The organism is Chachezhania sediminis (assembly GCF_009765275.1).
Classification (GTDB): Bacteria; Pseudomonadota; Alphaproteobacteria; order Rhodobacterales; family Rhodobacteraceae; genus Chachezhania; species Chachezhania sediminis.
Genome location: NZ_VOPH01000002.1, coordinates 287052 through 300514, shown reverse-complemented (window position 1 = coordinate 300514; position 13463 = coordinate 287052). Strand labels below are relative to the sequence as shown.

Here is a 13463-nt window from a genome sequence, read left to right as displayed (position 1 = left end):
AGCATGTCTGACCAGTCCACCGCCTGCCGTGCTGCAATGCGCTGGGTTGGTGGGGCGGGCCGTTCGTGTGTCGGGCCCTAGGCGGACGCCGACGGCGTGGTCACGTGGATTGCCCCGGCCGTGCGGATCGTCAGCGATTCGACGCGAATCGGGGTGACCGACAGCTCGACCTCGGTCCCGGCGGTTTCCACCGGGCCGGTGGAGCCGATGGGCAGGCATTCCAGGACATGGGCGACAAGCATGAGCGTCGCCAGGGCGATGGCCTTTACGGTGAGGTTTGAGGACATTTCGGGGGTCACTCCTTTCGGCGACAGGTTGGCGGGACGGGCCGTCACGCTCAAGTCACTGAACGGCGAACTCACACCGACGTGATCGCAGGGCAGGGACCAAAGCTGCATGTTCGCTTCCGTATATACATGCTAAGGTTGATTCTGTCCGCTTCGTACTGCCAGCGGTGCAACAGGCAGGAGACCCGCGATGATCCCCCTCGACGCCGATTTCATCTACGAGGTCGCCCCGACCTTTTCCGGGCGCTTCCTGGTGGCGCAACGGCGGATCGTGTCGGCGATTGCCGACGATTTCGCAACGATGCTGGATGGTTACGGGATCGATACCTACCTTCGGATCGCCCATTTCATGGCCCAAGTGACCCATGAATGTGCGGGCTTCCGCACGACCGAGGAATTCGCCAGCGGCGCCGACTATGAAGGCCGGACCGATCTGGGCAACATGCAGGCCGGCGATGGCATGCGCTACAAGGGGCGGGGACTGATCCAGCTGACCGGCCGGCAAAATTACCGCCGGTACGGGGACCTTCTGAACCTGCCGCTGGAGGACCAGCCGGAGCTGGCGGCACAGCCTCTGACCTCGCTTCGGATCGCCTGCACCTACTGGGACGATCACGGGCTGAACGCGCTGGCGGACCGCGACAACCTGGTCGCCATCACCCGGCGGGTGAACGGCGGGACCAACGGGCTGGCAGAGCGCGGGCAGTGCCTGTCCCGGGCCAAGACGGCCCTGCGCCGGCGACAGGGCATCATCGTCTCGCACTTGCAGGGGGGCACGGGATCGGTCCTGCGCCGCGGCTCCTTCGGGGCCGAGGTGGAGAGGCTTCAGACCGCCTTGCGCGAGGCCGGCTGGCCCCTGGCGGTGGACGGCGATTTCGGCGCGGCGACGGAACTGGCGGTGCTGCAACTGCAGACCAGTAACGGGCTGACGGCCGACGGCATCGTCGGCCGGGTGACCTGGGACGCGCTGGGAGTCTGAGCGCCCATTGAAGCCGTGCGGGGGACGTCCTAGCAAGGACGAAACAGGGGAGCCGTGCATGACCGAGACCGAGAAACTGACGACCCACACGTCCGAGGACGATGTTCGCAACGAAACCATCCTGATCTGGGTGAACGGCGCCCTGAAACCCCGGGCCGAGGCGACGGTCAGCGTCTATGACAGCGGTTTCCTGCTGGGCGACGGCGTGTGGGAAGGGCTGCGGCTCTATGATGGCAAATGGGCCTTCCTGTCGGACCACATGGATCGCCTGTTCGAGGCGGCGAAGGCCATCGACCTGGACATCGGCATGGACCGCGCGGGCGTCATCGCGGCGCTGGAAGAGGTCCGACGGGCCAATGGCATGGAAACCGACGCCCATGCCCGCCTGATGGTGACCCGCGGCACCAAGATCCGGCCGTTCCAGCATCCCAGCCTGTCGCGGTCCGGTCCCACGATGGTGATCATCGCCGAACATTCCCGCCCCAGGCTGCCGCGCCCCGTGCGGCTGGCCACCGTCCCTCAGATCCGCGGCCTGCCGATGAGCCAGGACCCCAAGCTGAATTCGCATTCCAAACTGAACTGCGTTCTGGCCGCCGTCGCCGCCGAAAAGGCCGGCGCGGACGAAGGCCTGATGCTGGACGTGCATGGTTTCGTGAACACGACCAATGCCTGCAACTTCTTCATCGTCCGGAAGGGCGAGGTTTGGACCTCGACCGGCGATTACTGCATGAACGGGATCACGCGTCAGAAGGTGATCGACCTCTGCCGCGCAAACGATATCCCGGTCTACGAACGCAACTATTCCCTGGTCGATGCCTATGGCGCGGATGAGGCGTTCCTGACCGGCACATTCGGCGCCCAGACCCCGGTGGGCGACATCGACGGGCGCACAATCGGCACGGGCGAACTTGGGCCGATGACCGAACGGATCCGCGAACTCTACAAGGCGCTGGTCGCCAAGGACGTCGCCTGATGCGGATCGCGATGTGGAGCGGCCCGCGGAACCTGTCGACCGCGATGATGTATGCCTTCCGGTCACGCGGCGACTGCGCGGTCAGCGACGAACCCTTCTATGCCGCCTACCTGGCAAAAACCGGGCTGGACCACCCGATGCGGGACGAGATCCTGCAAAGCCAGCCGAACGACCCGGCCGCGGTCGAGGCATATATCACCGGCCCCACTCCCGGCGACCGCCCGCACTGGTATCAGAAGCACATGACCCAGCACATCCTGCCGGGCATGGACACGGGCTGGGCCGGGGACATGGTCAACGTGTTCCTGATCCGTCATCCTGCACGGGTCGTCGCCTCCTACACTGTGAAACGCGAACACCCGACCCGGGCCGACCTGGGCTTCGACCGGCAGCTTGAACTCTATGAGATGTTCGGCGGCCCGGTGATCGACAGCGACGAGATCCGCCGCGACCCGGGCGCCGTGCTGCGGGCGCTTTGCACGGAAATCGGCCTGTCCTGGACCGATGCCATGCTGTCCTGGCCCAGGGGCGGTTTGCCCGAAGACGGCGTCTGGGCGCCGCACTGGTATGGGGCGATCCATGGCTCTGCCGGGTTTGCCGGTGCAGAAGGTCCGCTGCCGGTGCTGCAGGGCACTGCGGCCGAACTGGCCGCCGACCTGATGCCCGTCTACGACGCCATGAAAGCCCGGGCCCTGGGATCCCGACCCTGACGCCTGCCCTGAAGCTTTGCCTTTCCGGCTCGGTCTTGGCATAGGATGGGGACGAGGCAGGGATAATACATGGCACGTCGGAAGGCCGAACCCGAAGAGCAGAAACCGCGGCGGCGCCCCCGCGCCGATCGCAGACCTGTGCGCTGGCTGCTGCGCTGGACGCGCCGGGCGGTGGTGTTCTGCCTTGTGATGATCGCGACGTTGATCCTGATCTATTCCAAGGTGAACCCGCCCACGACCCTGACCATGCTGGAGGAGCGCCGTCAGCGCGGTTCCGTTCAGCATTTCTGGGTTTCCATGGACGATATCGCGCCGGTCATGGCCCGGTCGGTCGTCGCGGCCGAGGACGCGAATTTCTGCCGGCACTGGGGCTTCGACGTCAAGGCGATCAAGATGGCCATGGCCGACGGCGCGGTGCGCGGCGCCTCGACCCTCAGTCAGCAGGTGACCAAGAACGTGTTCCTGTGGCAGGGCCGCAGCTGGATCCGCAAGGTGCTGGAGGCGGGCCTGACGCCGTTGGTCGAACTGGTCTGGTCCAAGCGCCGCATCGTCGAGGTCTATCTGAACGTGGCCGAGATGGGCCCGGGCATCTTCGGCGTCGGCGCCGCGGCAAAGGCGTATTTCAACACCACGCCCGACAGGCTGACCGCCCGGCAGGCGGCCCAGCTGGCCGCTGTCCTGCCGGATCCAAAGCGGCGGGATCCTGCCAATCCCACCCAATGGTTGAAGAAGCGCGCCGCCCGTATCGCGGATGGGGCGGCAACCATCGCCGCCGACGGCCGCGCCGCCTGCTTCGAGGATTGAAAAACCTTTCGAAGGCAGGCATTGCTGATCCCCACACCACGCACATGCATTGAACCATGAACACAGATACGGCCCGCCTTTACCACGTTCCGCTTTCGCCCTTCTGCCGCAAGGTGCGGCTGGTCCTTGCGGAAAAGCGGGTAGAGGTCGAACTGGTCGAGGAACGGTACTGGGAGGCCGATCCCGACTTCCTGCGCCGCAACCCGGCCGGCAAGGTCCCGGTCCTGCGACTGGACGGGCAGATCATGGCCGAAAGCGCCGCGATCTGCGAATATGTCGAAGAAACCCGGCCGGAACCGCCGCTGATGCCGAAACGCCCCGCCGCGCGGTTCGAGGTCCGGCGCCTGATCGGCTGGTTCGACGACAAGTTCCACGCCGAGGTTACGTCGCAGCTGCTCTATGAACGGGTGAACAAGAAGATCGCCAGCCGCGGCTATCCCGACAGCACGGCGGTGAAGGCGGGCGCCAAGGCGATCAAGTACCACCTGGATTACATGGGCTGGCTTCTGGACCACCGCCGCTGGCTGGCGGGGGACATGATGACCCTGGCCGACTTCACGGCGGCGGCGCATCTGTCCTGTCTCGACTACATTTCCGACGTGGACTGGCACCGGCAGCCGGCGGTCAAGGACTGGTACGCCAAGATCAAGTCGCGCCCGGCCTTTCGCAGTATCCTCGCCGACCAGGTTCCGGGCTTTCGCCCGCCGGCGCACTACGCTGACCTGGATTTCTAGGCTAGGCTGCCCGCCATGGGCGACGATCAGAACGACGATCTGAAGACACGGTTGCAGGCCGAGGCCGCAGAGCTTGGCCTTGCGGCCACCGGCATCTGCGGCCCAGGCGACGTCCCGCAGGTCATGCCCCGCCTGACCGAATTCCTTCAGGCCGGCCACCACGGCCAGATGGGCTGGCTGGCCGACCGCGTACACTGGCGCGGCGATCCCTCCGCACTCTGGCCCGAGGCGCGGTCGGTGATCATGCTGGCCGAAAGCTATACCCCCGATCACGACCCGCTGACGGTGCTGGAAAGGACCGATCGCGCCGCCATCTCGGTCTATGCCCAGAACCGCGACTATCACGATGTCCTGAAGAAGAAGCTGAAGCGCCTGGCCCGCTGGCTGATCGCCGAGGCAGGGGGCCAGGTGAAGGTCTTCGTCGACACCGCGCCCGTGCCGGAAAAGGCGCTGGCACAGGCGGCCGGTCTGGGCTGGCAGGGCAAGCACACGAACCTGGTCGGCCGGGCCTTCGGCAACTGGGTGTTTCTTGGCGCGATTTTCACGACACTCGATCTGGCCAGGGATGCCCCCGAACGCGATCACTGCGGCAGCTGCCGCGCCTGTCTCGACATCTGCCCGACGGATGCCTTCCCCGCGCCCTACCGCATGGACGCGCGCCGGTGCATTTCCTACCTGACGATCGAGCATAAAGGTCCGGTGGACGAGGCCCTGCGCCCCGCGCTCGGAAATCGCATCTACGGCTGCGACGACTGCCTGGCCGCCTGCCCCTGGAACAAGTTCGCGGTCCAGGCGCAGGAACTCCGCTACGCCGCGCGGGAAGATCTGCTGGCCCCGCCGCTGGAGACGTTGGCGCAACTCGATGACCCGTCCTTCCGGGCGATGTTCTCCGGCAGCCCGATCAAGCGCATCGGCCGCGACCGCTTCGTCCGGAACGTCCTTTACGCCATCGGCAATTCCGCCCGGCCCCAGCTTCGCGCCGCAGCCGCAGCCCTGACCGGCGATCCCGACCCCGCGGTTGCCGATGCGGCACGATGGGCCGCCGCGCGCCTGGCCTCGACCGCGTAGCGGTGCGTGGAAAACACGCACCCTACCCACCGTTGGACGTCGATCATCCTGGCGGGAACCTTGGCGTCACCCCCCAGAAAAACGCGAAAGGCGCCGAACACTCGCCCGACGCCTCCACTTCTTTGATCTTCAAATACCCTCGGGGGAGTCGCACCGCAGGTGCGGCGGGGGCAGAGCCCCTAAACCCCGCCGGATATCAGGACACCTCGGCAGCCCGTTTCGGCAGAACCCAGTCCGCCCGCGGGAAATGGCAGGTATAGCCGTTCGGGATCCGCTCCAGGTAATCCTGGTGCTCGGGCTCGGCCTCCCAGAAGTCGCCGACCGGTTCCACCTCGGTCACCACACGCCCGGGCCAGAGACCCGAGGCGTTGACGTCCGCGATGGTCTCCAGCGCGATCTCCTTCTGTGCTTCGTCGACGAAATAGATCGCCGACCGATAGCTCATGCCGCGGTCGTTGCCCTGCCGGTTCAGCGTCGTGGGATCGTGGATCTGGAAGAAGAATTCCAGCAGCTTGCGGTACGAGGTCTTCGCCGGATCGAACAGGATCTCGATCCCCTCGGCATGGGTGCCGTGGTCGCGGTAGGTGGCGTTGGCGACATCGCCGCCGGTATAGCCCACGCGGGTCCTGGTCACGCCCGGCAGCTTGCGGATCAGGTCCTGCATGCCCCAGAAGCATCCCCCCGCCAGTACGGCGCGTTCGGTCGTCATGCCACGTCCTCCACTTGATCCAGGTAGGCGCCATAGCCTTCCGCCTCCATCTCGTCCCGCGGGACAAAGCGGAGCGAGGCCGAGTTTATGCAGTAGCGCAGCCCGCCGCGGTCGCGGGGGCCGTCGGGAAACACGTGGCCCAGGTGGCTGTCGCCATGGGCCGACCGGACCTCGGTCCGGATCATGCCGTGGGTCACGTCGCGCAGTTCGACGACATGGGCCGCTTGGATCGGCTTGGTGAAGCTGGGCCAGCCGCAGCCGGATTCGTACTTGTCGGCCGAGGCAAAGAGCGGTTCACCCGACACGATGTCGACATAGATGCCGGCCGCCTTGTTCGACAGAAGCTTGCCGGTGCCGGGGCGTTCCGTGCCGCTTTCCTGGGTCACCCAGTATTCCTCGGGCGAGAGGGCGGCGACGGCGTCGGGGTCCTTGAAATATTTGGTCATGGGTCCTCCGAAAGATGTCCTGCCGATTAGATGGGGCCAGGATGCAGAAATCAAATGGTTTGCGCGGCATCCCGTATGCACAAGCATACGTGAAGATCCGCACGGGTTCCGGCCGCGTATACTGTCAGGAGCCACCCGAAAAGGAGCGATCATGAAAGCCGCAGCGAAAGGTCCCGCCCTGAGTTTGAGTTCGAGTCTGAGCCTGATCGTGGCGCTTGCCGCAGCACCCGCCCTGGCGGGGCCGGTTTCGGGCACCTTCCCGTCCATCGACGGCGGCACATTGTCGGTCGAGGACTGGCGGGGGCATCCGGTGCTGGTGGTCAACACTGCCTCGCAATGCGGGTTCACGCCGCAATACGAAGGGCTTCAGGCGCTTTACGACACGTACCGCGACCGCGGACTGGTGGTGCTGGCGGTGCCGTCCGATGACTTCAACCAGGAGCTGGCGACGGCGGAGGAGGTCAAGGCATTCTGCGAGCTGAACTATGATCTGACGCTGCCGATGACGGACATTACCCCTGTCCGGGGGGCTGGCGCACATGAATTCTATCGCGCAGTGAAGGCCGAGACGGGGTTCGAGCCCGGGTGGAACTTCAACAAGGTGCTGATCGCGCCTTCGGGCGAGGTGGTGGCGACTTGGGGGTCTTCCGTGCGACCCGAATCCGGGAAGATTACCGGCGCGGTGGAGCGGCTTTTGAACTGAGCGCCCTGCGTTGCGGTGGACGGGGGCTCTGCCCCCGGCCGCGCCCTTGGCGCGCCTCCCCCGAGGGTATTTGAAGATCAAAGAAGTGGGGGCGTCGGGCCAGGGTCCGGGGCGGCGCCAAAGTTCCCGCCACGGTGTTCGCCTTCCGAGGGCGGGCAGGGTGCGTGGTTTCCACGCACCGCTATATCGATTTCGGGGGCCGGCGGGCGAGCTGGACGGCGAGGATGCCGGCGGTGGTGATCAGGACGCCGACCACGTCGAGGGGGCCCAGCGCCTCTCCCAGCAGGAGGGCGGCGATGGCCACGCCGAAGACCGGATTCAGGAAGTGGAAGGTGGCGGCGCGGATGGCGCCGATGCGGTCCAGGAGCAGCACCCAGACGAAGGTGGCGGTCAGACCCGGGACCAGCGTCGTGTAGGTGAAGGCCAGGAGAAGCGACCAGGTCGGGTTCAGGTAGAAGGTTTCGAGGAAGATCGCGGCGATGAAGAGGCAGGCAGAGCCCACCAGCATCTGAAGTCCCACGATCATCAGGAAATTCCCGCCCGAGGTGGCGTTGCGCACCGTCAGCGTGGCCGTTGTCAGCGCCAGGACACCCACGAAGCAGCAGGCCAGACCGAACATGTCGATCCCGGCGGACAACCGCGTCGACATGATCAGGGCGACGCCGCCAAAGCCCGCGGCCAGGCCCAGAACGCCCAAGGGGCGCAGCCTTTCGCGGAAGATCAGCCAGCTGGCCAGCGCCACCAGCAGCGGCAGGGCCGAGGCGATGATCGCGGCCAGCGAGGCCTGGATCGTCTGCATGCCGACGAAGAAGAGCCCCAGATAGAGCGCGTTCTGACAGATGCCGAAGATCGCGGTTGCGGTCCATTGCGGCCGTGTCAGGTTCCAGCTTTGGCCCAGTAACCGGGCCCAGATCACGCCGATCAGTCCGGAGATCAGGAAGCGGACCGCCAGAGCATAGATCGGCGAGGCATCCGCCACGATCAGGCGCGCGGTGGAGAATGCCGACGACCACATCAGCGAAAAGGCAAGCCCCATGGCCACGGTCCGTGCGTCCATGTCAGATCCGTCCCGTCATCTTGCGGTGCATTGCGCCATCCTCCCATGTCCCCCGGGGCGTACCCTTTCGCAATTGTCGCCGTGCCGCAAGCCGGGGCCGCAACGTGCGGCGCACCACCGGTGTAGCCGCGCAGCATCCCTTGTCGGAAATCCTTGATTACCGGACAATTTTCAGTTGAGAGTCGGGTGCTGGCGATTTCTAATGGTAACCATGATGATGGCTTCGATCACACTGGACGGGGACACCGATCCGGTTGTCCTGCGTGTGACCGGTCGGCTTCTGACCGTGGCCTTGGGCGCGGTGGAGCGGGCAATGCCTTCCGTTCCATCGGGCACGAAGACGCTGAAGATCGACCTGTCCGATGTCGAGGCGATGGATACCGGCGGCGCCTGGCTTCTGGCCGATCTGGGCCGCAAGCTGGAGGCCGAGGGTTGCACGGTCGAGATCACCGGCGCCACCGAAACCCAGCAGGCCCTTCTGAAGACGGTGACCGATGCCATTCCCGACGAGGAACTGGTCGAGGCGCCGGCCCGGGGCCTGATCCCGTTCCTGGACCGTTTCGGCCGCCGTACGGTGGGGACCGGCGAGGACATCGTATCGCTTCTGGGTTTCTTCGGCCTGATCCTTGTGCGGCTGGTGGGCGTTCTGGTCCGGCCCTGGCGGCTGCGGGCGGCGGCGCTTTTCACCCATATGGAAGAAACCGGCCTGAAGGCCGTTCCCATCGTGGTGCTGATGGGCTTCATGATCGGGGTCGTGCTGGCCTTCCAGGGTGCGGCACAGCTGTCCCAGTTCGGGGCCGAGGTCTATGTCGTCGACCTGATCGCCTATTCCGTCCTGCGGGAACTTGGCATCCTTCTGACCGCGATCATCGTGGCGGGCCGGTCCGGGTCGGCTTTCACGGCCTCTGTCGGGTCGATGAAGCTGCAGCAGGAAATCGACGCGATGGAAACGCTGGGCCTTGATCCGATCGAGGTATTGGTGGTGCCGCGGGTGCTGGCGCTGCTGATCATGCTGCCGGTCCTGGGCTTCATCGCCAATATCGCGGGCCTGGTCGGCGGCGCATTGATGAGCTGGATGGATCTGGGCGTCAGTCCGGGCCTGTTCGTCGCGCGGCTTTACGAGGATATCGACGGCTGGCAGGTCGGCATCGGCATGATCAAGGCGCCGTTCTTTGCGCTGGTGATCGGCACCATCGCGCTGTGGCAGGCGATGCAGGTCGAAGGATCCTCGGTCAGCGTGGGCCAGCGGACCACCGCGTCCGTCGTGCAGTCGATTTCCATCGTCATCGCGCTGGACGCGGTTTTTTCGATCTTCTTCTCGATCATGGATCTGTGATGGACGGTGCGGCGGTTCCGTTGGGCGATACGGCCCCCGACACCACGCGCGAGGTGGTGATCCGCGTCCGCGACCTGGTGAACCAGTTCGGCAAGCAGGTGGTCCACGACCACCTGGATCTGGATGTCTACCGGGGCGAGGTGCTGGGCATCGTCGGCGGGTCGGGCACCGGCAAGTCGGTGCTGCTGCGGACCATCGTCGGGCTGAACCGGCCAAAGGAAGGTTCGATCGAGGTGCTGGGCGTCGACGTTCTGAACGGCCCGGAAGCCGAGCGCCTGCAGGTTGAACGGCGCTGGGGCGTGGCTTTCCAGGACGGGGCGCTGTTTTCGTCGCTGACCGTTCTTCAGAACGTCATGGCCCCGATGCGCGAGCACCTGAAGTTGCCCCGTGCGATGATGAAGGCGCTGGCCGAGGTCAAGATCGGCCTGGCCGGCCTGCCGCCCAATGCCGCCGACAAGTATCCGTCGGAACTGTCGGGCGGGATGCGCAAGCGCGCCGCCCTGGCCCGCGCCCTGGCGCTGGACCCCGAGATCCTGTTCCTGGACGAACCGACTGCCGGGCTCGATCCCATCGGCGCCGCGGCCTATGACGAACTGATCCGCGGCCTGCAACGGGCGCTGGGTCTGACCGTCTTCATGGTGACACATGATCTGGACAGTCTTTACGCGATCTGTGACCGGATCGCCGTTCTGGCGGAAAAGCGGGTGTTGGTGACGGGGCCCATCGAAGATATGACTTCGGTGGACCACCCATGGGTGAAAGAATATTTTACTGGTCCCCGGGCGCGTGCAGCCCAGGCGAAGAAAAAGAGTTAGAGGACGAATATGGAGACGCGTGCGAATTTCGTCCTGATCGGGGCCTTTACCTTGGCCGGGTTGATCGGTGCCTTCGCCTTCCTGATCTGGCTGGCCAAGTTCGATGCCAACAACCAGTATGCCTATTACCACATCCGTTTCGATTCCGTGTCCGGCCTGACCACGGCTGGCGACGTGCAGTTCAACGGGCTAAAGGTCGGGCAGGTGATATCCGTCCGGCTGGATGACGACGATCCGTCCAAGGTCCGGGTGGGCATCGAGGTCCAGCAGAAGACGCCAGTGACCACCGGCACGGTGGCCACGCTGGAATCGCAGGGCGTGACCGGCGTCAGCTATGTCTCTCTGGAAAACAAGACGCCTGGCGGCACGCCCCTGCCCGAAGGCGGCCTGATCAAGTCTGCCCGCTCTTCGCTTCAGTCGATCTTCGAAGGCGCGCCAGAGCTGCTGAACAAGGCAGTGGATCTGCTGGACAGCCTGAATTCCGTGGTCAGCGAACAGAACACCAAGGAAGTATCGGACATGCTGGCGAACCTTTCCTCGGCCTCGGGCCGGCTGGACAAGGTGCTGTCGGATGTCGAAGGGCTGACGACCGATCTGGGCGGTGCGGCGCGCGATGTTTCAAGCTTTACCGGCAGCCTGAAGTCGCTGTCGGCTACGGCCGAGACGACGCTGAACGCCGCCACGAAGACGCTGGAAACGGCGGATACCGCGATCCAGAAGGCGGAAGGAGCCGTCGATACGGTGACTTCGACGCTGGACAGCGCCAAGACCGTGTTCGACAGCGCCGAAGGGCTGATCAAGGGCAGCGTGGCCGAGATCGCGGATCGCGGTGCGGCGACCATGGGGACCATCGACGACATGGTCCAGACCCTGCAGCCCAAGATCCTGGCGACACTGACCGCGCTGGAAGGCACCGTCGACGGCAAGATCCCGGACATGCTGGGCACCGTCCAGACCGTGTTGGACAAGATCGATACGGAATTCACCACGCTGACCGGCGACGCATCGGAGTTGATCCAGGGCTATGCACAGCTTGGGCAGGAACTGCAGGCGCGGGCGGAACAGTCGAAGGAGCTGATCGCCCACGCCAATTCCGCCACGGACCAGGCCGCGAAGACGATGCAGTCGCTGGCCCAGACATCGGACAGCGTGCGGACCTTCATCGAAACCGACGGCAAGCCGCTGGTCCAGCAGATAACCCAGACCATGGGCACCGTTCAGACGCTGGCCCAGAACCAGCTGCCGCCGCTGATCGATCAGGCCACGGCGACGCTGACCGGGCTGGACCAGCAGGTCCGGTCGCTGGGCACCAGCGGCCAGACCATGATCACCGAGGCGACCAAGCGCCTGGCCGAGGCCGAGACGACGATCCAGGGCCTGAACACCGCGATCCAGAAAGGCACCGAAACGCTGGGATCGGTCCAGAAATCCGCCGACAGCGTCGAACAGATGATCAACGGCGAGGGCAAGACCATGGTCGCCGACGCCCAGGCCGCGGCTGCATCCGCGCGGGAAGCGATGGATTCGATCAATACCGCGGTCCAGGAAGACCTGCCGCCGCTGATGGACAACGTCACCGCCGCGGCGAAGACCGCCAATGACACGATCCAGTCTCTCAGCGGCACGCTGGACAAGGTGGCCGGCAATGTCGACACGCTGTCGCAACAGGCCGGCACCGCGCTCTCTGCCGCGACCGAGACGATGACGAAAGCGAACGAGACGATGGGTGTGATCAACACCGCGGTCGTGACGGCGACCGGCACCCTGAGCACCGCGCAGGAAACTTTCGCGTCGGCCAACCGGATCATGAACGAAGATGTCGATGGCATCTTTGCCGATATCCGCACCGCTGTGGCGCAGGTGAAGGATACGGTCGGCTCTGTCACCAGCGACGTGAACAGCGTGGCCGCGGACATGCGCAGCGCCGCCGCCAGCGCTTCGGAAATGATGGGCACGGTGGACGGCATCGTTCAGCAGAACCGCCGCCAGATCTCGGACTTCCTGCGGTTGGGGCTGCCTCAGGTGCAGGGCCTGATCGAGGAAGCACGGCGGCTGGTCGGCAATCTGGATCGGCTTGCGGATCGGCTTGAACGCGATCCGGCCCGGTTCCTTCTAGGTACGCAGGGGTCGAATTTCAGAAGATGATGGTCATGAAACGCATTCTTACGGCCGTCACGGCCCTGTCCCTGACCGCCCTTGCCGGCTGTGCCGGTTTCGACGCGGCCCGGCCCACGGACCTGTACCTGCTGACGCCGAAAAGCACCTTTTCGTCCAACCTGCCGAGTCTGAACGCGCAGATCGTGGTCGAGGAACCCACCGCTTCGGCCGCCGTGAACACGGACCGGATCGCGGTGCAGCCGACGCCGCTTCAGGTCCAGTACATCCCGGGCGCCCGCTGGGTCGACCGGGCGCCGTCGATCGTCCAGACGCTGCTGATCGAAAGCTTCGAGAACACGAAGAAGGTGACCGCCGTCGGCCGGTCTGCCGTCGGCATTCGCCCGGACTACAACATCGTGCCCGAATTGCGGGAATTCCAGGCGATGGTGACCAACCCGGAAAACCCGGAATCGCCGCTGCAGGTCGACGTGCGGCTGAACATCAAGCTGGTCGATGCCTACGAGGATCATATCATCGGCTCGGCCTCGTTCGAGGCATACGCGCTGTCGCCGTCGGCCAAGGCGCCGGACCTTGTCAAGACCTTCGACGATGCGTTGGGCAAGACGATGCGGGATGCGGTCGAATGGTCGATCCGGCGGATTTCCGAGCACGCACGCCGGACCCAGCAGGCCTATAGCCAATAGAACCGACAAGCACGGTTGCGGCGCGGCCGGTTTCCCGGCAT

Annotated in this window: 15 protein-coding genes; 11 read left to right on the top strand and 4 right to left on the bottom strand. The window is 65.2% G+C overall.

The features are described from left to right. Positions 1-77 precede the first annotated feature (77 nt). Positions 78-287: a hypothetical protein gene (locus FQK05_RS06390; RefSeq protein WP_158965076.1), complete on the bottom strand. Its 210-nt coding sequence runs from the start codon at positions 285-287 to the stop codon at positions 78-80. A 190-nt stretch (positions 288-477) separates the two neighbouring features. Here FQK05_RS06390 and FQK05_RS06385 point away from each other — a divergent pair, with 190 nt between their 5' ends. The 6 genes from FQK05_RS06385 to queG all read left to right on the top strand — a co-directional run bounded on the left by FQK05_RS06385 (position 478) and on the right by queG (position 5555). Continuing rightward, positions 478-1266, top strand: a complete 789-nt coding sequence (locus FQK05_RS06385) for a peptidoglycan-binding protein (protein WP_158965075.1) — start codon at positions 478-480, stop codon at positions 1264-1266. 58 nt (positions 1267-1324) lie between these two features. Next, positions 1325-2239: an aminotransferase class IV gene (locus FQK05_RS06380; RefSeq protein ID WP_158965074.1), complete on the top strand. Its 915-nt coding sequence runs from the start codon at positions 1325-1327 to the stop codon at positions 2237-2239. Continuing rightward, the gene (locus FQK05_RS06375; RefSeq protein ID WP_158965073.1) at positions 2239-2949 is read left to right on the top strand and encodes a sulfotransferase-like domain-containing protein; all 711 of its coding nucleotides are present in this window, start codon (positions 2239-2241) and stop codon (positions 2947-2949) included. The genes FQK05_RS06380 and FQK05_RS06375 overlap by 1 nt, the downstream gene beginning before the upstream one ends. Positions 2950-3018: 69 nt before the next feature. Continuing rightward, a complete protein-coding gene (mtgA, locus tag FQK05_RS06370; protein ID WP_158965072.1) occupies positions 3019-3753 on the top strand; it encodes a monofunctional biosynthetic peptidoglycan transglycosylase in 735 nt (244 codons plus the stop codon). Positions 3754-3809: 56 nt separating this feature from the next. Next, entirely contained in the window at positions 3810-4487 is a 678-nt protein-coding gene (fzlA, locus tag FQK05_RS06365; protein WP_158965071.1) for an FtsZ-binding protein FzlA, read from the top strand. Positions 4488-4502: 15 nt separating this feature from the next. Beyond that, the gene (gene queG / locus FQK05_RS06360) at positions 4503-5555 is read left to right on the top strand and encodes a tRNA epoxyqueuosine(34) reductase QueG (protein ID WP_158965070.1); all 1053 of its coding nucleotides are present in this window, start codon (positions 4503-4505) and stop codon (positions 5553-5555) included. Positions 5556-5751: 196 nt separating this feature from the next. Here the strand turns inward: queG and msrA are convergent, their stop codons facing one another. Together msrA and msrB are read right to left on the bottom strand one after the other, a co-directional pair. Continuing rightward, positions 5752-6264 carry a peptide-methionine (S)-S-oxide reductase MsrA gene (msrA, locus tag FQK05_RS06355; RefSeq protein ID WP_158965069.1) on the bottom strand — a complete coding sequence of 171 codons (513 nt, stop codon included), beginning with the start codon at positions 6262-6264 and terminating at the stop codon, positions 5752-5754. Continuing rightward, positions 6261-6710: a peptide-methionine (R)-S-oxide reductase MsrB gene (gene msrB, locus FQK05_RS06350; RefSeq protein WP_158965068.1), complete on the bottom strand. Its 450-nt coding sequence runs from the start codon at positions 6708-6710 to the stop codon at positions 6261-6263. The genes msrA and msrB overlap by 4 nt, the downstream gene beginning before the upstream one ends. Before the next feature lie 151 nt (positions 6711-6861). On the opposite strand from msrB, the gene FQK05_RS06345 reads away from it, so the two are divergent. Next, on the top strand, positions 6862-7413 hold the full coding sequence (locus FQK05_RS06345) for a glutathione peroxidase (RefSeq protein WP_158965067.1): 552 nt from the start codon (positions 6862-6864) through the stop codon (positions 7411-7413). Positions 7414-7594: 181 nt separating this feature from the next. Here FQK05_RS06345 and FQK05_RS06340 read toward each other — a convergent pair whose 3' ends face one another. Further along, the gene (locus FQK05_RS06340; RefSeq protein ID WP_158965066.1) at positions 7595-8470 is read right to left on the bottom strand and encodes a DMT family transporter; all 876 of its coding nucleotides are present in this window, start codon (positions 8468-8470) and stop codon (positions 7595-7597) included. 211 nt (positions 8471-8681) lie between these two features. On the opposite strand from FQK05_RS06340, the gene FQK05_RS06335 reads away from it, so the two are divergent. From FQK05_RS06335 to FQK05_RS06320, 4 genes are read left to right on the top strand one after another with little or no spacing between them, the layout of a single operon-like run. Then, positions 8682-9806, top strand: coding sequence for an ABC transporter permease (locus FQK05_RS06335; RefSeq protein WP_158965065.1), 1125 nt, complete (start codon positions 8682-8684; stop codon positions 9804-9806). Beyond that, positions 9806-10621: an ABC transporter ATP-binding protein gene (locus FQK05_RS06330; RefSeq protein WP_158965064.1), complete on the top strand. Its 816-nt coding sequence runs from the start codon at positions 9806-9808 to the stop codon at positions 10619-10621. Before FQK05_RS06335 ends, FQK05_RS06330 begins: the two co-directional genes overlap by 1 nt. A 9-nt stretch (positions 10622-10630) precedes the next feature. Then, a complete protein-coding gene (locus FQK05_RS06325) occupies positions 10631-12766 on the top strand; it encodes an MlaD family protein (protein ID WP_158965063.1) in 2136 nt (711 codons plus the stop codon). A gap of 5 nt (positions 12767-12771) precedes the next feature. Beyond that, a complete protein-coding gene (locus FQK05_RS06320) occupies positions 12772-13422 on the top strand; it encodes an ABC-type transport auxiliary lipoprotein family protein (RefSeq protein ID WP_158965062.1) in 651 nt (216 codons plus the stop codon). Positions 13423-13463: the final 41 nt, after the last annotated feature.